Raw genomic sequence first — 19,820 nt, 5'->3', positions numbered from 1 at the left:
GATCAGCGTCGCGACGGCGCGCTTACATCGTTCGAATCGAGATTTCGATGATTTGCTGGGTCAGCGATACGTCAACGTTGCCCCACGTCGACGGGCGGAAACAATTTTCGAATACGATCGGCGCTCAATGGCGGTCCGGACGTCAAGAGTTCGAATGCCTGGGCGAGTTTCGGATCCGACAACGCGGGGGCTGAGCGATGCCACAGTCCCAAAGCCTTCAGCCGAGCGAGATCCTTCTCAATCTCTTTGGCGGCGGCACGGCCACTGAGTTTTGGATACCAGCGAGCACGATAGGCGCCGAGCATTCGGCACCGTTCGCGCAGCATCGACGAATGCGACCGTCGGCGAAGCTCATCGATCATTCGTTGGAGATCGGCGTCCGAGATGGCATCAAGGATCATCGCGAAGATCTGCTGGAACACATCCTCGGTCATGTTGCCTCGCTGCATACGGCCCTCCGTTCTGCAATCGCGCACTTGTGAGAGCAGAATCGCCCCTCTCGGCTTTTGCCGGCGCGCGCCTGGCCGCTGGGGTTGCGCATGAGGAACGGTGCTGAGCATCCCTCGCAAACCCGCCGGCGCCGTTCATCGGCATTGCGGCGGCGCCCCATGTCCCCGTTTCGCTTCGCCAGGACACCGCCGCATGCCGGCCCGCACGCCTTCCGCTTCGCCACCACGGCCATGAACGGCTGATCGCAGATGACACAGACCTTTGGGATCTTCGGTATCCGCGGTGTCGCCGCAAGCCGCGGATAGCTGGCGTTCTGCGAGCGTTGGCGGACGCGCCGGCATTTCGGCGAGCATGTTCGGCGACGGCGGCCGCGGCCACTCTGCTCGTATCGAAACGCCGAGCCACACGTCACGCATTCCACTTCGACGATCACAACGTCCTCCGAATTTCGAAGATCGGTCAAAAATCAAGGAAATCAAAAATTCAAATGCCGCTGCGCTTCAGGGGGTTTTTCGGTCATTTGGCCGACTTTGATTAGATAAAATAAGGGTCACCAAAAAATTTTGTCTCCGTGCGATCCACAGCGGTAACTGCCCCTTCCCGACTTCGGGAACTTAGGCCCCCGCCCCTTTGTCCCGCCGCGATCATCGCGGCTGATCCTACTCGATGCGTTTAGCCATCGCCGCGCGGCGTGCCGGTAGGGTTGCGATGACGTCGCGGATGGAGTTCAGCCTACCCTGCGCATTGGCGATCATCTCGAGCACCTCCGCCGTGACCGGCATGAACTTGCGGGTATCAATGCAATCCCGCGTTGCCCACTCGATGGCGGCGAACGATGGCGCCTTGGCTATGGCACGGTCCACCATGATCGATGCGTAAGCACCGGCGGCTTTGCTATTGTGAAAATTCAACCTCATCACCGCGAGGTGGTCGCCAATCTCGACCTCGGTGGCTGGCCGAGCGATGACCGCAAAGCGGTCCCGCAGATCCGCTAGGGTCGGAAGGATTCCATCAACGTCCTGCATCAGCCGACGTAACGTATCCGGATCAGCATTGTCGTACGCGTTTGCAATGACATCGCGTCTATAGAGATCGAGCAGCCTTTCACCGGTGTTCTCGAACTCCTCGGATAGAACGCGGAGTTCGCGTTGCGATTTGTGCACCTGGAGTACGGTCATGTTGGTCTCCGGTTAAAGCCAGCAATGGATGGGTCATTCATTCCGATGGGCGACTGGAAAGAGCGCGGCTCTTCAAGCTCATCGGCCCATGCGCGGCTTCGCAACCATCGGGCTGGGTATGGAATGTACTTGCGGTCCGTAGGCGGACGACGGGAGAAGTGTTCCACCAGCCGCGCCACGCCGGCCATGATCTCAGCTTCAGTCGCCTGCTTCTTTTTCAGAACTTGACCCAGAGCAAGTTCAGCGTCTCCCGGTGCCTTCTTGCGTGGGTAGGCTGCGTAGAACCGTTTGAAGAAACTATCTGACGCGACATCGACGCCGCATGTGGGTGGCATCGGAAGAAATAGATATCCTTCTCTGTTCTCTTCTTTGTTCAATACTTCAGTGTTTGTGTGGATGGCCGTAGGTGGTTCGGAAGGCTGTTCGTAGGTGGTTGAGGTGAACGGCCGTACCGGGTTGATCTCTTTCAACCGTGTACTGCTGTCGCTGGTTGACCCTGTACGGCGGTGGGCGGTTAACCCTGTCTCGCCAGCGATTGTTGGATGATCTGTCGGCAGCGATAATTCGTAGCTATTCGAATGCCGACCTTTCGTGCTCACTCGTCGGATGTATCCCGCCTGCTCGCCTGCTTTGATTTGCTTCGGTATGGCGGTGATCTGCTGGCCTGTCCCATCGGCCAGCGTCTGATAGGACGGATTGCATTGTCCGGTCTTGAAATTCTTGTGCAGCGAGATCCGTTGCAAGAGAGTTTTCGTTGCCGGCGTGAGGCGTCGGTCAGCCAATACGGAAGCTTGCCACATGTCACGTTCTCGCAGGGTCTTCATGAGGGGAGAGCTTTCGCACGGGACGGTTCTGGACGAGCGCGACCGCTTCAGCATGCTGGCGCGATCCGAACGGGCCGGGAGCATCGTCGTGCCAGCCGATGAACCATGCGCCATCGTCGTGCTGGACGATTTCGTTGATCGAAAGCATTAGATCGCCGACCGATCACGCTGAGCGATGCGATCGCGCTGCCACTGGGCGATCTCGGAGGCAAGCCAAGCGACCGCCTTGCCGCGTTCGGTCAATTTGATCGGACGAGGGAACTGCGGCGGCTTCTCGCTCATGAGGTCGTAAATGGTGGAGCGACCTAGACCGGTCGCTTCTTTGACGGCGGCAAGCCTGAGTAAGGTATCGACCTGATTGTCTGAGCTTTGCACCTTGTTCTCCATGTTCCAACCGGATCATCCCGGGCTTGGCTGGAAGATGCAGAAGCGCTCAGCGCTCGTCGTACCAAAAATAAACGAGATTAGTTTTGCACATCGCTGGAAATGCGGAAGCCGGCGGCTTGGCGCGTTTTACATCGCTTCCGCCAGATTGACGCCACGTTCAATTCGCTCGTTGCTAAGCGGCACTCGCTAAGTGCCTCCGAAACTATGGAGCAGGCACACGGGCCCGTGCTGGCGCGGTTTCTGGTGGGCCTTAGGCCTCGGGATATCATAAGCTCCACGGCAGCAAAGATAGCTTCATCTCGATGCAGATGCGAAACGGCGTGGCTGCCTTGTCGGAAGTTCGGCGGGGTCATGGCTGCCCGGACGACGTATGCCTGCAGGGCCAATGGCAAGGAAAGGTTTCGACCTGTGCGATGCGCGGCAATTTCGCAAAGCGCTTCATGGGCGATCCGATCTCCGCTCCCTGCGAGTTCGATCAAGCGCTCGGGGTGGTCACCCGAGTAAAGAACGCGGCCCTCCATCGGCGTCGACGCGTCATCGACAAAATCTAGGCCAGCTTCGCACATCAGATTGAACCGATAAGACCGGTTACTGGCTTCCTTGTCCGCCACCCAAGGGTGCTGCAGCAGGTACGCAAGGGCAGCATCGTAAGCCGATTCAGCTGACACTTCGCTCACGTGGATGCTGCCCGAATTGGTACGACCGAAGCGTTGCGCGTTCCCCCGGCGCAGTATTGCGCCCAATCGTCCATCAGGCGCCGGCGCTTCTCCCTCATATTGCCGCGGCGATAGGCTGCTTCAACCTTGTCGGAAACTGTGTGGGCGAGCGCCATTTCGGAGACCTCGTTTGGGTATGAAGTCTGCTCGGCGCACCAGTCCTTAAACGTTGATCGGAAGCCGTGCACGGTCAGGTCGTTGTCAACCCCCTCCATACCCTGCAGCAACTCCAACATTGCCATATTTGATAGTGGGGTGCCCTCCTCTGCCCCAGGAAAGATGAACTCGCCGGTGCCGCCGGCCAACTCCACTATGTCGCAGGCGCGCTCGCAAAGCGGTACGACATGATCGTACTTCCGGGCGCCCTTTTTCCCCTTCATTCGTGCTTTAGGAACTGTCCAAAGCTTCTCCTGAATGTTGAGCTCAGACCGCGTGCCTTCGATCGTATCGCTGGTACGTGCCGCGGTAAGAATGGTGAACTCAAGCGCACGAGCACTGATGCTGTTTTTGGCGCGAAGGTGGACCATGAAGGCGGGAAGATCGGCGTACGGAAGAGCTTTATGATGCCGAACGGGGGCGACCGATGACTTGGCGGGCAGAAGCTGGTCGAGATGTCCTCGCCACCGAGCTGGATTTTCGCCATCTCTCAGCTTTCGAGCTTTTGCCCAGTCCAGTATTTTCTCGATGCGGCCTCGCACCCGGCTCGCGGTCTCGGTTTTTCCGGCCCAGAACGTCGGTGCACCAAGTTCCTCGCTCTCGGTTTGCTCAAGAATCTTCAGCACCAGATTGGTGTCGATGGCATCAACGGCCAGCCGGCCGATTGTCGGATAAGCGTAGGTTTCCAACGTGGAGCGCCATTGATCGCCGTGCTTCGCTGATTTCCAGCCTGTCTGATGAGCAGTTATGTACTTTTCGGCTGCCTGTTCGAATGTCATCAGCTTGGCATGAGCTGCGCTCGCCTGGAGTCTTTCCGCGCGTCGCTGCTCAAGCGGGTCGACACCGGTCAGAATAAGCTTGCGACCGGCACGGGCACTCTCACGAGCCTCCGCAAGGGTTACCAGGTCGACTGGGCCCAGCCCCATCTCGCGGGCACGGCCTGCGATCATGTAGCGAAGGAGCCAGCTTTTGGTGCCGGCGTTGGTCACCTGTAAATACAGGCCGCCGCCATCGGCGTATCGGCCGGGCTTCTTCTGCTTAGTGACTTCGATCGCCGTTAGGCCCTTCGAGGCTGCCATTGACCCACAATCCAACCCACAAAATAGGTCCGGATTTGGCCGGACGTGGTTGGATTTGTCCAGACGATTATCGCCAGATTGTGCCCTTTTACGTATGTTTTTGGACAGGGGCGGAATACAACGGAATCAAAATTACGGACACCCTTTCCGCCATTTGCCGCATCATCCTCTGTCGGACAACATGATCGATCAATCCGAGCAAACGACGCCCGCTGAAACACTCGCCCCTCTCAAGCCACCGCGCTGCGCGATGTGCCGGGCGCGAATGGCGTTGCTGCGAAGCGAGCCGGATCCCGGCGGCGGCGACAAGTGCACCTTCACCTGCCCGAAATGCGAATTCGTGAAAACCAAGATCGTCGGCGGCCCGCCCGATCTCAGCCGCCATCGTCCGCCCAAAAAAACACGACGGCCCCAGACGCGTTAGGCCGCTTAAGGGATCACCGCGGCGGCTGTGCTGCCGCGGGGAGCGGAGCGCCGCCGACCGAGATGGCACCGGCGGGACGATCGGCGGGTCGCTTGCGCGGCGCCGTGGGTGCCGGGCGCGCGGCCACTGGCGCAGCCGGAGCTGCCACCATGGGCGCTGGCGCCGCAGCGGCCGGAGCCGGCGGGGAGAGAACGCCCCTGCCCTGCATCGTATCGATCTTGGCGGTTAGTCCAACGACCTGGGTCGTGAGGCCCTGGATCTGATCGGACAGGCGCTTCAACTCTGTCTGCTGCGCCGTCAGCAATTCGGTAGCAGCCTGGATCGAGCTTCCGGTCTGCTGCTGGAACGCCGCGAAATCAGTCGCGCTGACGCCGCCCTCCGACGCGCTCGCCAACACCGGGGCGCTCTCTCTGGGGCCAGTGCTTCCTGTCACCGCCTGTGCCATGTCGGTCAGTGTGTCGTGGTAGTTCAGCCAGAGATATCCACCGCCGCCAGCGAGGATCAACAGCACGGCGACAACTCCGAACGGGCCGAACGACCTGCGTTTGCGCAGCGGCACAGGGGGCGGCCCGACATTGATCTCGTTATTGAACGTATCGGCCACTGGAGATCCTCACTTGCGACGTCCGATCCTGCGGCTCGGGGAGCGAGACAACCGGCGCGATTCCTTGAAGCGTATGTAAGCAAAAAATCCACTGAGGTGAACTGCTGCGACTCGGTCATCCCCCATGTCGCCTCATCATGCCCGCGCAGATACGCCTTCAGCGCCCGTTAACCCTGCGCCGGGCTGGCGTCGCCTCGCCGGCGCCGCATTGTCATCGCCGTTGCGCCGCGATCGCTCCTCGCAACCGCGTAAAATGTTGCAACGACGCATCACTACAGCTCCGAATGAAAAGCCGACCGCGAATCTCTTTGACTGTGCGGCCCCCCGTGCCGTCTGTAGTTCGCGGGGGAATAAGGACTACCACGATGATTGAGACCGTCACTGCACTCTTCGGATTTCTCAGCGCCGGCATTCTGGCCGCTCACGCCTATGACGGTTACCGCGCCCGCTTCTAAGCGCGCGACGATTTCGCGACACCGCCGCTCAATCATCTCGCAACTCGGCTAGTCGGTGCGCCTGCAGCCACTGCGCCGCCCTGATCGTAGACCCGGCTTCGATGAAGCTGTCTCCGACGAAACAAGACTGAAACACGATTCTCCAGAACCGCTTTGAACGCGCCCGACGAGGGTAGCGACTGATGGGCAGGGACACAGCAAAGCGCTCGCGCGCCCACCCAATGGAGAAGATCTATGTTTCGCAAAGTAACCCTCGGACTGATCGCTGCAGCCTCGCTCGGTGCAGCCGCCCTCGCCCCCAGCGCTGCATCGGCCCATAGCTGGCATGTCGGTGGCTGGCACGGTGGATGGGGTGGCTACGGTCACCACGCCTTCTATGGCGGGCCCACCTTCTATGTCGGCGGCCTGACCGACGGCTGCCTGCAGCGCCGCGTGGTGGAAACCCGCCGCGGGCCGCGCGTCCGGACCGTCAACGTCTGCGCCTACTGATCGCATCAAGTTACGGAAAGCCCGGCCGCCCAACGGCCGGGCTTTTTGCTGCCGTACTCAGGTATTGTTCTGCTTCTGTTGCCCCCCGGTGACAGCCAAGGTCAGCGTTTCCAGCTAAAGCTTGTGTCGAATTCGCTCAATATCTTCAGAGCGATGGAAGGTCCTGGATGCGAACCCTTTGGCTGGCCGCGATCATCGCAGCGTCGGGCGCGGTGAATGCCGCCGCTGCCGACCTGCAGTCGCGCGTCTGGACCAAGACGCCCGCGACGACCGAAGCAGGCTATAGCTGGGGCGGCTGGTATGTCGGCGGCAACGCCGGCGGTTCCTGGGGCCAGAGCAACGTCTCCAACGCTTTCGTCAATGGCACCGCGCCGATCGCAAACCAGCAGGCAATTGCGGCTGCCTCGCCGCGGCTCAATCCCGATGGCTTCACCGGTGGCGGTCAGGTCGGCTATAATCATCAGGTGGACCGCTGGTTGTTCGGCGTCGAGGCCGACGCGAACTATTTCGGCCTGAAGCAGTCGCGCGGTTTCACCGCGCCCTTCCCCGCCGGCGGATCTTTCACCACCACGAATTCCGTGACGAGCGACTGGCTGGTCACGCTGCGCCCGCGCGTCGGCTACACGGTCGATCGCACGCTGTTTTATGCGACCGGCGGTCTCGCGCTCACCGAGTTGAATTTCGCCTCCTCGCTAACCGACACGACTGGCCAGAACGAAACCGCGTCACTGTCAAAGACCGTAGCGGGATGGACGGTCGGCGCCGGTATCGAACACGCGTTCACCAAAAACTGGTCGGCGAAGGTCGAATATCTCCATACCGATTTCGGCAAGCAATCGGTCTCGGCTCCGACCTTCACCGGACCAGGCGCTGCCACCGGTATCATTGCCCACGATATCGACCTGAAGACCAATACGGTACGCGGCGGACTGAACTATCATTTCGGCGGCCCGTCGGTCGCGCGCTACTGATCGCTGCAAAGATCTCCAAACAAAAGGCCCTCGCTAGCGAGGGCCTTTTGTTTGGAGATGCGTGCGCCGGTCAGCCGGTCATCGCCAGAACGCGGCTTTCGACCGGATACGGCTCCACGGTGATCGTCCAGCGCAGTGGCCAGCAGGTCAGATCCGGACGAACGGCGTGAACATAGCCGTTGACGAAAACGCTGTCGGCATCGTCGCTGAATCGCTCGTCGATCAACTCGCCATGGAGATGCGCCATCCGGCAACGGCGCATCTGCGCGTACTTCGTCGTTTCGTATTTGGCCAAATCGGGCCTCCCCAACGTCGCAATGTCCCCATCGGGAACTCTGGGCGACTCGCGGTTAACAAAGCCTCAAGCGGATCCGCGACGGTATCGGGCTGGAGTGCGCGTATCAAAAATGCGCAAAGCCCCCGACTTTCGTCGATTCGATTCACGGCTGCTTCAAGAATGCAGAACAGTGTGGCGCCAATATTATTGGAGCGTCCCATGTTCATGATCGCGAGCATTCTGACGGTCGCTGCCGGTGTCTTTTACGCAGCGAGTATCAACAACAGCGGATGGGCGATGCAGGTGTGCCGCTATGGCGACATATTCTGCATGAACCCGTCATGGCTTGTCATCGCCGCCGTCCTGTCCATCATCTGGGCATTCTTTTTGCGCGTCGATCGACTGTAGTCGTTCGATCAGTAGACGACCTGGTCCGCAACGAGTTCAGCGGGCTTGAGGTGTTGCCGGCGTGGCGCCAAACGCAGCGATTTCGACGCGGCACAATGTGGACAGCCAAAGGTGCGAATTTCACCGCCCTCGTCGTCCGTCTCGATCTTGATCAGATAAACTTGGGTCCTGCAGCCCGAACATTTCAGATGTTCGGTTCGAATGTTATCGTTCAGATGAACTCTGCGGGTGCCGGACATCTGCAGTCTCCGAAAACCGATGACAGCCTGCCCAGACTATCGCGTTTTCACGCATGCCGAGCGCCGAAATAGACAACCTGTAATTGCTTAAAAGAAGTTCTGCTCCCTTAAGGAATCGCCGCCGTATTGAGCTACGTTGTTCCGGCAGGATTATCCAGATTGCGGGTTCCACGCGATACGTCTTTTCACGCAGTTTAGAGTATATCTAAATTCTTCGATTGCGGTTCATCATCACACAACTATAGATGTTGATGGATCGATCTGCTCGACGACCCTGGAATGTCGCAATGCACAAGCGATATCAGCCGCTCAATATCCCCATCGAGATCGTTCGCACCGTGGTGGCGATCGCGGAAACCGGCAGCCTGACCAAGGCCGCCGAACGGCTGGGCCTGAGCCAACCCGCCGTCAGTTCCCAGATCAAGCGCATTCAGACCATGGTGGGAGGCAACCTCTTCACCAAAACGGTCAACGGCACGACGGCTACCCAGCTCGGCAAGCTGGTGCTGCATCAGGCCAGACGGATTCTGGAAGCCAACGACCAGATGTTACGGATTGGCGGCGTGGCCAATCTTCCGCAGCCTATCCGGTTTGGATTGAGCACACTGTTCGTGCAGGATTTCTTCAGCCATCAGACCTCCCAAAGCCTGGCCGATCTGGTCATTCACACTGACAACTCGGTGGGCATCACCAAAGGCCTGATCGACGGCTATATCGATATCGCGTACATTCTCGAAAATCCGGAAATGAGCAGCGAGATATCGCACCTGATCGTCAACGAAGCCGATGAGGAGTTCGTGTGGGTGCGCGCAAAGGACTTCGTCCTCAGTCCGGGCGCACCGATCCCGATTCTGACCTGGCCGGGCGACGATCTGATGATCCGGACGCTGACGCGCCACGGCCTGTCCTACAAGATCGTATTCAACAGTCCCGATTATCACGCCAAGCTGGCAGCTGTTGAAAGCGGCATCGGCTTCACCGCGATTCCGAAGCGGATGATCCCGCCTGCACTTGTCTGGGCGCAGGAATATTACCTGCCGCACCTGCCGCCCGTCAAAGCGTTGCTGTGTGCGCGCTCGAACCTGGAAACAATGCAGAGCACAGAATTGCTCAACGCGATCTCGTCACGCTTTTTCAAATCGCCGGCCATGTTGAACCTGTAGCTCAGCCATGATCTTGAGCCCGGCCGTAGTCCCCATCGGCAGTCAGCGTGGCACGAGATAATGTTCGTCCCATTCGCTACGCGGCACCTCGGTGCCAAGCTGATAGGCAAAGGATTTGACGTCGAGCCCGTCAGGCGTGGTCTCGCAGACATAGGACAGCCTGTACCACTTGCCCCCGCTGCGGATGGCACCGCCCGGTGCTTTGATCTGGTTGCCTCGAATGACCGGATCGGCAAATGCATAGGCCACGAACTCGTCCGGCTTGTATCCCTTGTGCTCACGGCCCACGGAGCCCATCGCACGCGCATCGCAACGCTGCTCCAGACGGGTTTCCGGCGACAGCTTGAGCATCTGATCGGTCCGGGACGACGCTGCATGTAGGGGAGATTGGGCAGCGATGCCGATAAAGGCAACAACTGCGAACACTAGTTTTCTCATTGCCTTAGGCCAATTACCTTATTTGACTTGCGAGGATTTTGTGGCGCGAACCTACCATGTTCGCACATGCAAAAAACCCCGCTCGTGTTACCGGCGGGGTTTCAAATTCGGGACCGTCAGCCGATCCGTTTGAATGTCAGCAACTGATGAAATTCCGAGGGCGAGAACCGGCGGCCGCCGAGACCGGAGATACTGACCCGCCAACCCGCATCATTGAGCGTCCGGGCCTGCGCGACGGCGACGTCCGGAATGATCCGGTGCGTCACCATGCTCTGATCATTGCGCGTCGCGTGGATGGTGAAGATATCGCCCCGCCGTGAAGCCGCAGGGATATCGGCTGCTTCAAGATTACTGTCAGAGAACACGGTCGCCAACGCCAGCCTCCATCATCAGTCAAAGCCCGATGTGATTGTGCAGCGCACGTGGTTAACTAATTATTACAGCAACGCGCGCGCCGTCAGGATTTGAAGACACCCGTGATCTTGTTCCAGAGCGATGAGCCGTCGTCGTTATCGTGTTTCGACCGGTCCGGCTGCGTCACACTCACAGGATCCGAAGCCGGGAAACTGTCCTTCAGGCCGGTCTTGAGTTCCTCAGACGTTTTGCGATCAGCACGCGCTGCCTCCTTCACGCCAACAGCGTATTTGTCGTGGGGTGCGGGATCGAATTTCTCAGCCATGATCGTCTCCTTCATCTGATGAAGGAAAAACGTCCCCGTGGCCAAGAGGTTCCTCTCTGCGGCGATTAGTCGAGACCGCGCTCGCGGCTGAGGCCGACCATCTCCTGGATGAACAGCGCCTTCTGCTTGTCATCCAGCGTAGCGAATAGCGGCTCCGCGGCATCGGCAACGGCGCGCTGATCGACGGCCCGGTCGTTGAGGAACTGAGCCTCGTTGCGCATCTGCTCGATGATGTCATCCGGCGGATCGCGCTTGGCGCGGGCGATACGCAGTTTCAGACGCTCCGCGCCGTTATTGCCGAGCGTATGCATGGCGTTGCTAAAACCGGCCCAGTTCTTTTCCTGCTCCGGCGTCAGGTTGAGCGACGTCTTGATACGGCTAGTGTTGGCGTCGCTACTCGCGACGATCTGCTCGGCGGTGAGTTCCGGCTCCGCCGCGGGTTGAGCGCCCTTCTTGCCCTTCTTGGCGGCCTTGGTTTGTTTGGCGCTCGACTGCCCGCCCACGGGACCGCGAACATTGCTGTTCGAGGGCACGCCCAGTACGCCGCCGACAACGCCCACGACGCCGCCGATCGCTCCGCCGAGAACGCCCCCGATCGGCCCAGCCGCACGATTGCCGTCTCTTGCGCCCTGCTGCACGCCCTGCACCAGTCCCTGCGCGTGGACCGCTGCGGAATTTCCGAGCAGCATAACGGCGGCGACGCACAGCACATGGCGCAATGGTCGATGCGTGCGCTTGGGCAAATTCATTCTGGTCATCATCGTCTCCTCACCGCAATTTCGCGGCGCAGCAAATCACTTGTGATCATCAGCGACCATAGTGGCTTCAACACGGCCAAGTCCACACGCCACGTCTCCGCCAATGGTAGACCTCATCGAGCCAAGCCTGTTAGATAACGCCCGCGCGGCCATTGGCAGGTGCGCAACAACGTAGAATGCTTCAAGGGGTGGAAATGGCGACCAACAAGAAGAAACTTCTGATCACCGAGTCGATGTCGACCCAGGGAATGGACCTGTTCAATGCACGCGATGACATCGAAGTGGTCAAGTTCAGCAATCTGATTTCCGCTGCCGACTACATCAAGCTGATTGAGCAACACGCACCGGTGCACGGCACCGCGCTCGGCGCCACGCGGTTCGGCGAGTCCGAACTCGAAGCCTGCAAGGACATGAAGGTGGTGGCGCGCATCGGCGTCGGCTACGACGCGGTCGATGTGCCGGCGCTGTCCAAGCGCAAGGTGCCGCTGATGATTGCTGGCACAGCCAACTCGCCTTCGGTTGCGGAACAGGCGCTGTTCATGATGTTGACGCTCGCCAAGCGCGCAGTCGAGCTGCACGCCATGGTCAAGGAAGGCAAATGGGCATCGCGCTTTGGAGCGCTGCCATTCGACCTGTTCGGCAAGACCGTGCTGGTGGTCGGCTTCGGCCGCATCGGCACCCGCACCGCCAAGCGCTGCCAGGCGATGGAAATGAACGTGCTGGTCTATGACCCCTATGTCTCAGCCGATACAATCAAGGCTGCCGGCTGCGAGCCTGTCAGCGATCTCGACGCGGCCCTGCCCCGTGCCGATTTTGTCAGCCTACATTGCCCGAAGACTCCGGAGACGACCGGCCTGTTCAACGCTGCGCGGATCGCCCGCATGAAGCCGTCGGCCTATCTTATCAACACCGCGCGTGGCGGCATCATCGTCGAAGCCGCGCTGCATGACGCGCTGGTCTCGGGCAAGCTCGCCGGCGCTGGCCTCGACGTGTTCGAGGCGGAACCGCCGCCGCTCGGTCATGCGCTGTTCGAACTGCCGAACGTGATCATCGCGCCGCACGTCGCCGGCGTGACCCGCGAAGCACTCGACCGCATGGGCGCGCAGACCGCGCGCAACATGCTGAGCGTGCTCGACGGCGAGCCGATCAAGCAAAATGCCGTCAACGCGGACGTGTTCGGCTGAACCGTCGATTGCTGGCGCGGATGATTGATCCGCGCTAGCACGTCCGCAGTCCTCACCAGAGTACCCCGCGATGGCATTCAAGGAATATGGCGATCACGATGCGCTCGGCCTTGCCGGGCTGGTGCGTAGCAAGCAGGTCAGCCCGCGCGAACTGCTCGATGAGGCGGTGGCGCGCACCGAGCGCGTCAATCCCCGGATCAACGCTGTCGTGGTGCGCCATGAGGACTATGCGCGGCGCCAGATCGACGAGGGGTTGCCCGACGGGCCGTTCACCGGTGTGCCATTCCTGCTGAAGGATCTCGAACTCCTCGACGGCACGCGTACGACCTTCGGGGCGAGTGTCTACAAGGACTTCGTCGCCGATCACACCGGCACCCTCGCACAGCGCTTTCTCAAGGCCGGCCTGACGATATTCGGCAAGAGCGCGAGCCCCGAATTCGGGCTGATGCCGACGACCGAATGCCGGCTACACGGACCGACGCGCAATCCGTGGAATACCGATCATGCATCGGGCGGCTCGTCCGGCGGCGCGGCCGCTGCCGTGGCTGCACGGATCCTGCCGGTCGCCCATGCCAGCGATGGCGGAGGTTCGATCCGTATTCCCGCCTCGGCCTGCGGCGTGTTCGGTCTGAAGCCGACCCGCGCGCGCAATCCGACGGGTCCTGACAAGGCCGAAGGCTGGGGCGGCTTTTCCTGCGGCCACGTCGTCAGCATCAGCGTACGCGACAGCGCCGCGATGCTCGATGCTGTTCACGGGCCTGAACTGACCAGCCCCTATATGGCGCCCGCACCGGAACGTCCCTTCCTCGATGAAGTCAGCCGTGGTCCCGGCAGGCTGCGCATCTTCTTCACCGACAAGTCGCCCTATGGCGATGCAATCGATCCCGAAGTCGCCGCCGCCGTCCGCGATGTCGCCAGGTTACTCGAAGCACAGGGGCATCATGTCGAAGAACGCGCGCCGGCGTTGCCGCTGGACCCTGCACAAGTGATTGCGGCGATCGTGTCGGCCAATACGGCGGTTACCGTGCAGTTCGCGGAGAAGAAGTTCGGCCGCCCGATGACCTCCAATGATTTCGAGAAACTCACACTCGGCAGCGCACACAATGCCCGCAAGGCAAGCGCAGTCGACTACGTGACAGCACTGCAGAACGCATTCCAGATCTCCCGCAGCGTCACCGAATTCTTTACCGGCTGCGATATCTTCCTGTCGCCGACGCTCTGCACGCCGCCGATCAGGATCGGTGAGATCGACACGATGTCGGACGATCTCGGCCATGTGGCGCCTTTGCTGCGCCGCTACATGCCAGGCACCAGTATGGCCAACATGACCGGCCAGCCGTCCATGTCGGTGCCCCTGGCCGGGAGCAGCAAAGGCCTGCCGATCGGTATGATGTTCACGGCGCATTTCGGCGACGAGGCCATGCTGTTCCGTCTGGCTGGGCAACTCGAGCAGATCCGGCCCTGGAAAGACAGGCGTCCGCCGATCTCTGCCTAAAAACAGCCACAGCGATTACCAAAATGAAACCACAGCCGATTACATATCGGCGTATGTGGACGTTGCGTAATTGCGGGGAGGCGCATTTCAATGACCCAGAACGATCCGACCGATCACGCCCTTGCGGCCATTGCGAGCATTCTCGACCGCAAGGAAGCGGAATCGCAAGTGGCCGAACACGGCGACACCGAACCCGCTTCGATTACCGTCGTCACTGAAACCGTGGTCACCGAGACTGTATCCGTCATGGTCGCCGCCGAGCCCGAAGCGCCGCTCGTCGAACACGAGTCGCCCTCCACGGTTCCAGAGGCCCTCGAGGTCGATGGCTACTCTCGTCTCGGCCCCGGTCCGCTCGATGCCATCCGCTTTCGCTGGACCGCTCGCCGCGACGACGACGGCCAGTATTTCGTCGATGAAACCATCGGCAGTTCACGACCGATTTCGTCAGGCCCGATGCCGCGTGACGAAATCATCGATTTCATCGATGGGCGCGAGCGCGCCGCCCGCGATCGTTTCGAGACGCTGAAGAGCCAGATGACCGTGGGCAGCAGCGCCTCGCGTTACAGCGACTACTGACGAAAGCCGGTTTCAGGCGACGCCGCCGTCCAGCGGCGGCGTTGGGGCCTATCACGCTGCCTCAAACAGAAGATGTCCGGCGCAGGATTGAACCACTTCTTCAGTCGGCGCCACACACCAAAGCAATTGCAATTCCCCCTGAGTGACGCGGATCACAGTGTTCCGGCGCATCCGCGGCTCGGTTCAGGGGCGGGATTTCAACCGCTTTGGAGGACACATGAAGCCGCTCTTCGCCCTCGCCGCTATCCTGCTGGCCAGCACCGCCGCTCAGGCCGGCGACAGCTACTCGTTCGACATCGGCGGTCGCACCATTACCATCGAAGCGCCAAGCGACTGCAACTCGACGGACTGCATCTCGGTTTCCATTCCCGGCGTCTACGAATATGGCACCAAGCGCAGCAAGCGCGAGCGTGACCGCGAGACGCGCGAGCAGGCCCCCAACACTCCGCGATCCGAACAGACGGCCAAGCCTGTGGAGACGCAGAAGCCCGTTGTCGCCCCAAAGGAGGCGGCAGCTCCGGCGACACCTGTCACGCCATCCGTCGCGGTGGTCCCGCAGCCTGCCCCGGCTCCCGCGCCTGCCGAGAAATCTGCGCCCCCTACGGTCATCGCCAACGCACCGCCCACAGATCCAGTCAACAAGCAGGATGCGCCCGCACCGGTTACGTCTGCCGCCGCGGCAACGCCGCTCGGCATCTGGATGACCGAGAAGAAGGAAGGCAAGGTTCGCATCGAACAATGCGGCGCCAATCTGTGCGGCTATTCGATGAATGCCAAGACCGAGGCCAATGGGGAGAAGGTGCTGATCAACATGAAGCCCGGCAACAACAAATGGGCGGGAAAGATCTTCGATCCGAACAGCGGCAGCACCTACGAATCGACCATCGCTCTGAAGGGCAGTGACACGCTGCGTGTTCAGGGCTGCGCCTTCGGTGGCATGTTCTGCGGCGGACAGACCTGGACGCGGGTGAACTGATCCCAGCAGACGCGCTCGTCGATTGAAAGGTCCGACATCCCCTGTAAGCTGATCGTAACGCGGTGCGCCCCTTAACGGTGCGCTTCGCGATACAAACGGGGGAGACGTCATGATCCGGATCATCGCCGCCTGGCTGGCGGCCTGTCTGCTGCTTGCCGCGCCCTTGCAGGCACAGACGCCGACCCCTGCGCCCTCACCGTCCCGCCTCGACGATATCATTGCCCGGGGGACGCTGCGTATTGGATTGACCGGCGACTACATGCCGTTCAGCGCGTTCGATCCTGTCACGACATCGTTCAAGGGCTTCGACGTCGAGATGGCGGAGGCGCTCGGAAAAGCACTCGGCGTCAAGGTCGACTATGTGAAGACCAGCTGGCCAAAACTGTCAGCGGACTTTGCGGCAGACCAGTTCGATGTGGTGATGGGCGGCGTGTCGATCACCCTGGACCGGCAGAAGAAGGGCATGTTCTCGATACCCATCATGCGCGAGGGCAAGACGCCGATCGCGCGCTGCGCCGATGCAGGGAAATTCGGCACGCTCGCGGAGATAGATCGGCCAGGTATCAAGGTGATCGTGAATCCAGGCGGCACCAATGAGCGCTTTGCACGGACGCATATCAAATCAGCCGAGATCACCGTCTTCAACGACAATACCCGCATCTTCGACGAGATCGCACAGGGCCGTGCTGACCTGATGATGACCGATGCGTCAGAGACCCGCTATCAGCAGAAGCTGCATCACGGTGTACTCTGCGCCGTGCATCCCGACACGCCGTTCGATTTCGCCGAGAAGGCCTATTGGCTGCAGCGCGATGTGGCGCTGAAGGCCTTCGTCGATCAGTGGCTGCACATCATGCAGGAAGACGGCAGTTTCCGTGCGACCGTCAACCGCTGGTTCGAGTGACCGGAGGTAATCGGTGCGCCGGACACCAAGCCGGCGCACGCGATGTGACGACAGCTATCCATTACGGAACGCGTAGCCATATCCATTCAGCGCCGGCGCGCCGCCGAGATGTGCATAGAGCACCTTGGATCCTTCAGGGAAATAACCTTTCTGCACGAGGTCGATCATCCCCTGCATCGATTTCCCTTCATAGACAGGGTCGGTGATCATGCCCTCCAGACGCGCGCAGAGACGGATGGCGTCCTTGGTCTCTTCCGATGGCACGCCATAGACGGGATAGGCGTAGTCCTCGATCAGCACCACATCATCCTCGACGAGGTCTTTGCCTAATTTGACCAGCTTGGCAGTGTTCTGCGCGATCTCAAGTACCTGCGCCTTGGTCTGAGCCGGCGTGAAAGATGCGTCGATACCAATGACCCTGCGCTGACGATCGTCCTTGGCGAAGCCCACCAACATGCCGGCATGGGTCGAGCCGGTCACAGTGCAAACGACAATGTAGTCGAACGCGAAGCCGAGTTCCTTCTCCTGCGCCCGGACTTCTTCGGCAAAGCCGACATAGCCGAGCCCACCGAATTTGTGCACGGAGGCACCGGCTGGAATGGCGTAGGGTTTGCCGCCCTTGGCCTTCACATCCTCGATCGCCTCTTCCCAGCTATGGCGAATGCCGATGTCAAAGCCTTCGTCGACGAGCTGCACATCCGCGCCCATGATCCGGCTGAGCATGATATTGCCGACACGGTCGTAGACGGCGTCCTCATGCGGCACCCAGCTCTCCTGCACCAGCCGGCACTTCATGCCGATCTTGGCCGCAACGGCCGCAACCATGCGTGTATGATTGGACTGTACGCCGCCGATCGATACCAGCGTATCGGCGTTCGACGCGATGGCATCGGGGATAATGTATTCGAGCTTGCGCAACTTGTTGCCGCCATAGGCTAGCCCGGAATTGCAGTCCTCGCGCTTGGCGTAGAGTTCGACCTTACCGCCGAGATGGGCCGAGAGCTTCTCCAGCTTCTCGATATAGGTGGGTCCAAAGGTGAGCGGATAGCGTTCGAAGCCTTCGAGCATGTGACACCTGTTGTCGTGAAAACTGGCGGTACACCTAGCATTTTCGGTGCGGAAGGTGCTTTCAAAGATATGGCTGCTATCTGCTGTATGTCGTATTATATCCATATAAACTGGAAGTATGACGCATTAAATTCCAAAAATTCGGAAGATTCTTTCATGGCTCAAAATCTAGATAAAATCGGACTTCGCATGCTGCATTTGCTGCAGAAAGACGGACGTCTGAGCAATGCCGATCTGGCCGCGAAGGTGAATGTCAGTCCCGCCACATGTCATCGCCGCACTCAGCAGCTGTTTGACGAGGGCTATATCCGGAATACGCGCGCCATCATTGCGCCCGAGAAGGTCAACCGCGGCGCGCTGGTCATGGTCGGTGTCGTGCTCGATCGTTCGACGCCGGAAAGCTTTGCAGTGTTTGAAAAGGCGGTGGCCAAACTGAAATTTGTTCTCGATTGCCACCTGGTCGCCGGCGACTTCGACTATTTCCTAAAAATCCGCGTCGGCGACATGGCCGATTTCAATCGTATCCACGGCACGCAGCTCATCGCGCTGCCCGGCGTCCGCCAGACCCGAACCTTTTTCGTTATGAAAGAGGTGGTGGACAATGCGCCGCTAGACTTTTGAACCCAGCGTCGTCCTCGTACCCGGCAATGCCTGGCCGTCCTAGCCGACCGGCTTCGCATATTGTTCGGCGCTGACCTTTTCCATCCAATCCGCGGTCTTGCCGTCGAGCGCTTCCTGCATGGCGATATGGGTCATGCCAATGGTCGGCGCCGCGCCGTGCCAGTGTTTCTCGCCCGGTGGAATCCAGACGGTGTCGCCCGGCTTGATCTCAACGACCGGCTCGCCTTCGGTCTGAAAGCGCCCGACGCCCGCGATGACATAGAGCGTCTGCCCGAACGGATGCGTGTGCCAGGCGGTGCGTGCGCCGGGCTCAAAGCTGACGCGGAATGTCACAAGCCGCGCCGGCGCTTCGGCGACAATGACCGGATCCTGCCAGACCGTGCCTGTGAAGTATTCCTCTGGCGCCCTTTTGGTCGGGCGCGAACCTGCGGGGAAAAGCTTCATGGCACGGTCTCCAGTCTCTGGCCCTCATGGTGAGGAGGCGCGCAGCGCCGTCTCGAACCATGAGGGATGAACACTCCCTCGCCCTTCGAGACGCGGCCAAGCGGCCGCTCCTCAGGATGAGGGTATTGAGTTGGTTGATTACTTCTTCGACGCGGCGTAGCGCGCCTTGGTCTCGGCATTCATCGGATACAGGCCGGGCAGCGTGGCGCCGTTATTCACCTCGTTGACGATCCAGGCTTCCATGCGCTCCTGCTCGGCGCCTTCGGCGAGGATTAGATCGAGGAAGGCCTTCGGGATCACGACAGCGCCGTCCTGGTCGGCAACGATGACGTCGTCCGGGAAGATGGCAACGCCGCCGCAGCCGATCGGTTCACCCCAGCCGACAAAGGTCAGGCCGGCAACCGACGGCGGAGCGGCATAGCCGTCGCACCAGACCGGTAGATTGGTGCCGAGCACGCCTTCGATGTCACGCACCACGCCGTCGGTGATCAGCGCAGCGACGCCGCGCTTCTGCATGCGGGCGCAGAGGATGTCGCCGAAGATGCCGGCGTCGGTGATGCCCATGGCGTCGACCACGGCGATGCAGCCTTCCGGCATGGCTTCGATGGCGGTGCGGGTCGAGATCGGCGACGACCACGATTCCGGGGTCGCGAGATCCTCGCGCGCCGGCACAAAACGGAGGGTGAAGGCCGGACCGACGAGACGGGGCTGACCGGGGCGCAGCGGCTTGGCGCCGCGCAGCCAGACATTGCGCAGGCCCTTCTTCAGGAGAACGGTGGTGATGGTCGCGGTGGTGACCTTCGACAGGGTGGCAATGGCTTCGGGTGTCAGGGACATACGCAGGGCTCTTCAGGTCA

28 protein-coding genes are annotated in these 19,820 nt (G+C 60.5%); 11 read left to right on the top strand and 17 right to left on the bottom strand.

Features of this window, described 5'->3' with window-relative positions:
* Window positions 1–71: 71 nt before the first annotated feature.
* The 7 genes from AB7813_RS03670 to AB7813_RS03640 form a co-directional block, all read right to left on the bottom strand.
* On the bottom strand, window positions 72–434 hold the full coding sequence (locus tag AB7813_RS03670; protein WP_441227889.1) for a hypothetical protein: 363 nt from the start codon (window positions 432–434) through the stop codon (window positions 72–74).
* Window positions 435–1,109: 675 nt separating this feature from the next.
* Entirely contained in the window at window positions 1,110–1,628 is a 519-nt protein-coding gene (locus tag AB7813_RS03665; RefSeq protein ID WP_441227888.1) for a hypothetical protein, read from the bottom strand.
* Window positions 1,625–2,428 (bottom strand): hypothetical protein, encoded by an 804-nt coding sequence (locus AB7813_RS03660; protein ID WP_441227887.1) that lies wholly within the window; start codon window positions 2,426–2,428, stop codon window positions 1,625–1,627. The genes AB7813_RS03665 and AB7813_RS03660 overlap by 4 nt, the downstream gene beginning before the upstream one ends.
* Window position 2,429: 1 nt before the next feature.
* On the bottom strand, window positions 2,430–2,600 hold the full coding sequence (locus tag AB7813_RS03655; RefSeq protein ID WP_175369076.1) for a hypothetical protein: 171 nt from the start codon (window positions 2,598–2,600) through the stop codon (window positions 2,430–2,432).
* Complete coding sequence (locus tag AB7813_RS03650; RefSeq protein ID WP_441227886.1) at window positions 2,600–2,839, bottom strand: helix-turn-helix transcriptional regulator; 240 nt, start codon at window positions 2,837–2,839, stop codon at window positions 2,600–2,602. Before AB7813_RS03650 ends, AB7813_RS03655 begins: the two co-directional genes overlap by 1 nt.
* Before the next feature lie 77 nt (window positions 2,840–2,916).
* A complete protein-coding gene (locus tag AB7813_RS03645; RefSeq protein WP_441227885.1) occupies window positions 2,917–3,516 on the bottom strand; it encodes a hypothetical protein in 600 nt (199 codons plus the stop codon).
* Window positions 3,513–4,790, bottom strand: coding sequence for a tyrosine-type recombinase/integrase (locus AB7813_RS03640; RefSeq protein ID WP_441227884.1), 1,278 nt, complete (start codon window positions 4,788–4,790; stop codon window positions 3,513–3,515). The genes AB7813_RS03645 and AB7813_RS03640 overlap by 4 nt, the downstream gene beginning before the upstream one ends.
* A gap of 181 nt (window positions 4,791–4,971) precedes the next feature.
* On the opposite strand from AB7813_RS03640, the gene AB7813_RS03635 reads away from it, so the two are divergent.
* A complete protein-coding gene (locus tag AB7813_RS03635; protein WP_439063860.1) occupies window positions 4,972–5,214 on the top strand; it encodes a hypothetical protein in 243 nt (80 codons plus the stop codon).
* A gap of 13 nt (window positions 5,215–5,227) precedes the next feature.
* Here AB7813_RS03635 and AB7813_RS03630 read toward each other — a convergent pair whose 3' ends face one another.
* A complete protein-coding gene (locus AB7813_RS03630) occupies window positions 5,228–5,818 on the bottom strand; it encodes a hypothetical protein (protein ID WP_439063859.1) in 591 nt (196 codons plus the stop codon).
* A 689-nt stretch (window positions 5,819–6,507) separates the two neighbouring features.
* On the opposite strand from AB7813_RS03630, the gene AB7813_RS03625 reads away from it, so the two are divergent.
* Entirely contained in the window at window positions 6,508–6,762 is a 255-nt protein-coding gene (locus tag AB7813_RS03625; protein WP_068731748.1) for a hypothetical protein, read from the top strand.
* Between the two features lie 167 nt (window positions 6,763–6,929).
* On the top strand, window positions 6,930–7,733 hold the full coding sequence (locus AB7813_RS03620; protein WP_439063858.1) for an outer membrane protein: 804 nt from the start codon (window positions 6,930–6,932) through the stop codon (window positions 7,731–7,733).
* Between the two features lie 70 nt (window positions 7,734–7,803).
* On the opposite strand, the gene AB7813_RS03615 is transcribed toward AB7813_RS03620, so the two are convergent.
* Window positions 7,804–8,028, bottom strand: a complete 225-nt coding sequence (locus AB7813_RS03615; RefSeq protein WP_068731744.1) for a hypothetical protein — start codon at window positions 8,026–8,028, stop codon at window positions 7,804–7,806.
* 201 nt (window positions 8,029–8,229) lie between these two features.
* Here AB7813_RS03615 and AB7813_RS03610 point away from each other — a divergent pair, with 201 nt between their 5' ends.
* The gene (locus AB7813_RS03610; RefSeq protein WP_089264349.1) at window positions 8,230–8,418 is read left to right on the top strand and encodes a hypothetical protein; all 189 of its coding nucleotides are present in this window, start codon (window positions 8,230–8,232) and stop codon (window positions 8,416–8,418) included.
* Window positions 8,419–8,426: 8 nt separating this feature from the next.
* Here AB7813_RS03610 and AB7813_RS03605 read toward each other — a convergent pair whose 3' ends face one another.
* Window positions 8,427–8,657 (bottom strand): hypothetical protein, encoded by a 231-nt coding sequence (locus AB7813_RS03605; RefSeq protein WP_439083462.1) that lies wholly within the window; start codon window positions 8,655–8,657, stop codon window positions 8,427–8,429.
* A gap of 287 nt (window positions 8,658–8,944) precedes the next feature.
* Here AB7813_RS03605 and AB7813_RS03600 point away from each other — a divergent pair, with 287 nt between their 5' ends.
* Window positions 8,945–9,820, top strand: a complete 876-nt coding sequence (locus tag AB7813_RS03600; RefSeq protein WP_439077122.1) for a LysR family transcriptional regulator — start codon at window positions 8,945–8,947, stop codon at window positions 9,818–9,820.
* Between the two features lie 42 nt (window positions 9,821–9,862).
* On the opposite strand, the gene AB7813_RS03595 is transcribed toward AB7813_RS03600, so the two are convergent.
* The 4 genes from AB7813_RS03595 to AB7813_RS03580 form a co-directional block, all read right to left on the bottom strand.
* Window positions 9,863–10,246, bottom strand: coding sequence for a DUF930 domain-containing protein (locus AB7813_RS03595; protein WP_244628510.1), 384 nt, complete (start codon window positions 10,244–10,246; stop codon window positions 9,863–9,865).
* A gap of 128 nt (window positions 10,247–10,374) precedes the next feature.
* On the bottom strand, window positions 10,375–10,632 hold the full coding sequence (locus AB7813_RS03590; protein ID WP_439083463.1) for a hypothetical protein: 258 nt from the start codon (window positions 10,630–10,632) through the stop codon (window positions 10,375–10,377).
* Between the two features lie 83 nt (window positions 10,633–10,715).
* Window positions 10,716–10,937 carry a hypothetical protein gene (locus tag AB7813_RS03585; RefSeq protein WP_089264703.1) on the bottom strand — a complete coding sequence of 74 codons (222 nt, stop codon included), beginning with the start codon at window positions 10,935–10,937 and terminating at the stop codon, window positions 10,716–10,718.
* A 65-nt stretch (window positions 10,938–11,002) separates the two neighbouring features.
* On the bottom strand, window positions 11,003–11,686 hold the full coding sequence (locus tag AB7813_RS03580) for a Spy/CpxP family protein refolding chaperone (RefSeq protein WP_184519486.1): 684 nt from the start codon (window positions 11,684–11,686) through the stop codon (window positions 11,003–11,005).
* A 203-nt stretch (window positions 11,687–11,889) separates the two neighbouring features.
* On the opposite strand from AB7813_RS03580, the gene AB7813_RS03575 reads away from it, so the two are divergent.
* The 5 genes from AB7813_RS03575 to AB7813_RS03555 all read left to right on the top strand — a co-directional run bounded on the left by AB7813_RS03575 (window position 11,890) and on the right by AB7813_RS03555 (window position 16,830).
* Window positions 11,890–12,879 (top strand): hydroxyacid dehydrogenase, encoded by a 990-nt coding sequence (locus tag AB7813_RS03575; protein ID WP_089264355.1) that lies wholly within the window; start codon window positions 11,890–11,892, stop codon window positions 12,877–12,879.
* Between the two features lie 70 nt (window positions 12,880–12,949).
* Complete coding sequence (locus AB7813_RS03570) at window positions 12,950–14,374, top strand: amidase (protein ID WP_439083464.1); 1,425 nt, start codon at window positions 12,950–12,952, stop codon at window positions 14,372–14,374.
* Window positions 14,375–14,464: 90 nt separating this feature from the next.
* Window positions 14,465–14,950: a hypothetical protein gene (locus AB7813_RS03565; RefSeq protein ID WP_093758593.1), complete on the top strand. Its 486-nt coding sequence runs from the start codon at window positions 14,465–14,467 to the stop codon at window positions 14,948–14,950.
* A gap of 217 nt (window positions 14,951–15,167) precedes the next feature.
* Complete coding sequence (locus AB7813_RS03560; protein ID WP_439083465.1) at window positions 15,168–15,926, top strand: DUF2147 domain-containing protein; 759 nt, start codon at window positions 15,168–15,170, stop codon at window positions 15,924–15,926.
* A gap of 109 nt (window positions 15,927–16,035) precedes the next feature.
* Window positions 16,036–16,830 (top strand): transporter substrate-binding domain-containing protein, encoded by a 795-nt coding sequence (locus AB7813_RS03555; protein WP_439083466.1) that lies wholly within the window; start codon window positions 16,036–16,038, stop codon window positions 16,828–16,830.
* 54 nt (window positions 16,831–16,884) lie between these two features.
* On the opposite strand, the gene AB7813_RS03550 is transcribed toward AB7813_RS03555, so the two are convergent.
* The gene (locus AB7813_RS03550; RefSeq protein WP_068731723.1) at window positions 16,885–17,898 is read right to left on the bottom strand and encodes a 1-aminocyclopropane-1-carboxylate deaminase; all 1,014 of its coding nucleotides are present in this window, start codon (window positions 17,896–17,898) and stop codon (window positions 16,885–16,887) included.
* Window positions 17,899–18,054: 156 nt separating this feature from the next.
* Between AB7813_RS03550 and AB7813_RS03545 the strand changes: the two genes are divergently transcribed.
* A complete protein-coding gene (locus AB7813_RS03545; RefSeq protein WP_439064623.1) occupies window positions 18,055–18,519 on the top strand; it encodes an Lrp/AsnC family transcriptional regulator in 465 nt (154 codons plus the stop codon).
* Between the two features lie 39 nt (window positions 18,520–18,558).
* On the opposite strand, the gene AB7813_RS03540 is transcribed toward AB7813_RS03545, so the two are convergent.
* Together AB7813_RS03540 and AB7813_RS03535 are read right to left on the bottom strand one after the other, a co-directional pair.
* Window positions 18,559–18,963 carry a (R)-mandelonitrile lyase gene (locus AB7813_RS03540; protein ID WP_439083467.1) on the bottom strand — a complete coding sequence of 135 codons (405 nt, stop codon included), beginning with the start codon at window positions 18,961–18,963 and terminating at the stop codon, window positions 18,559–18,561.
* 138 nt (window positions 18,964–19,101) lie between these two features.
* Entirely contained in the window at window positions 19,102–19,800 is a 699-nt protein-coding gene (locus tag AB7813_RS03535; protein WP_089264363.1) for a ribonuclease activity regulator RraA, read from the bottom strand.
* Window positions 19,801–19,820 lie beyond the last annotated feature (20 nt).

Origin of the sequence: Tardiphaga sp. 20_F10_N6_6 (assembly GCF_052076045.1) — a bacterium.
Classification (GTDB): Bacteria; Pseudomonadota; Alphaproteobacteria; order Rhizobiales; family Xanthobacteraceae; genus Tardiphaga; species Tardiphaga robiniae.
Note: the sequence above shows the minus strand (reverse complement) of the source record. Positions and strands in the feature narration are given on the sequence as shown.

Bases quoted from the DNA above. Each gene is read 5' to 3' on its own strand.
- AB7813_RS03670 (WP_441227889.1), bottom strand. From the start codon at position 434: ATGACCGAGGATGTGTTCCAGCAGATCTTCGCGATGATCCTTGATGCC.
- AB7813_RS03665 (WP_441227888.1), bottom strand. From the start codon at position 1,628: ATGACCGTACTCCAGGTGCACAAATCGCAACGCGAACTCCGCGTTCTA.
- AB7813_RS03660 (WP_441227887.1), bottom strand. From the start codon at position 2,428: ATGTGGCAAGCTTCCGTATTGGCTGACCGACGCCTCACGCCGGCAACG.
- AB7813_RS03655 (WP_175369076.1), bottom strand. From the start codon at position 2,600: ATGCTTTCGATCAACGAAATCGTCCAGCACGACGATGGCGCATGGTTC.
- AB7813_RS03650 (WP_441227886.1), bottom strand. From the start codon at position 2,839: ATGGAGAACAAGGTGCAAAGCTCAGACAATCAGGTCGATACCTTACTC.
- AB7813_RS03640 (WP_441227884.1), bottom strand. From the start codon at position 4,790: ATGGCAGCCTCGAAGGGCCTAACGGCGATCGAAGTCACTAAGCAGAAG.
- AB7813_RS03635 (WP_439063860.1), top strand. From the start codon at position 4,972: ATGATCGATCAATCCGAGCAAACGACGCCCGCTGAAACACTCGCCCCT.
- AB7813_RS03625 (WP_068731748.1), top strand. From the start codon at position 6,508: ATGTTTCGCAAAGTAACCCTCGGACTGATCGCTGCAGCCTCGCTCGGT.
- AB7813_RS03620 (WP_439063858.1), top strand. From the start codon at position 6,930: ATGCGAACCCTTTGGCTGGCCGCGATCATCGCAGCGTCGGGCGCGGTG.
- AB7813_RS03610 (WP_089264349.1), top strand. From the start codon at position 8,230: ATGTTCATGATCGCGAGCATTCTGACGGTCGCTGCCGGTGTCTTTTAC.
- AB7813_RS03605 (WP_439083462.1), bottom strand. From the start codon at position 8,657: ATGTCCGGCACCCGCAGAGTTCATCTGAACGATAACATTCGAACCGAA.
- AB7813_RS03600 (WP_439077122.1), top strand. From the start codon at position 8,945: ATGCACAAGCGATATCAGCCGCTCAATATCCCCATCGAGATCGTTCGC.
- AB7813_RS03585 (WP_089264703.1), bottom strand. From the start codon at position 10,937: ATGGCTGAGAAATTCGATCCCGCACCCCACGACAAATACGCTGTTGGC.
- AB7813_RS03580 (WP_184519486.1), bottom strand. From the start codon at position 11,686: ATGAATTTGCCCAAGCGCACGCATCGACCATTGCGCCATGTGCTGTGC.
- AB7813_RS03575 (WP_089264355.1), top strand. From the start codon at position 11,890: ATGGCGACCAACAAGAAGAAACTTCTGATCACCGAGTCGATGTCGACC.
- AB7813_RS03570 (WP_439083464.1), top strand. From the start codon at position 12,950: ATGGCATTCAAGGAATATGGCGATCACGATGCGCTCGGCCTTGCCGGG.
- AB7813_RS03565 (WP_093758593.1), top strand. From the start codon at position 14,465: ATGACCCAGAACGATCCGACCGATCACGCCCTTGCGGCCATTGCGAGC.
- AB7813_RS03560 (WP_439083465.1), top strand. From the start codon at position 15,168: ATGAAGCCGCTCTTCGCCCTCGCCGCTATCCTGCTGGCCAGCACCGCC.
- AB7813_RS03555 (WP_439083466.1), top strand. From the start codon at position 16,036: ATGATCCGGATCATCGCCGCCTGGCTGGCGGCCTGTCTGCTGCTTGCC.
- AB7813_RS03550 (WP_068731723.1), bottom strand. From the start codon at position 17,898: ATGCTCGAAGGCTTCGAACGCTATCCGCTCACCTTTGGACCCACCTAT.
- AB7813_RS03545 (WP_439064623.1), top strand. From the start codon at position 18,055: ATGGCTCAAAATCTAGATAAAATCGGACTTCGCATGCTGCATTTGCTG.
- AB7813_RS03540 (WP_439083467.1), bottom strand. From the start codon at position 18,963: ATGAAGCTTTTCCCCGCAGGTTCGCGCCCGACCAAAAGGGCGCCAGAG.
- AB7813_RS03535 (WP_089264363.1), bottom strand. From the start codon at position 19,800: ATGTCCCTGACACCCGAAGCCATTGCCACCCTGTCGAAGGTCACCACC.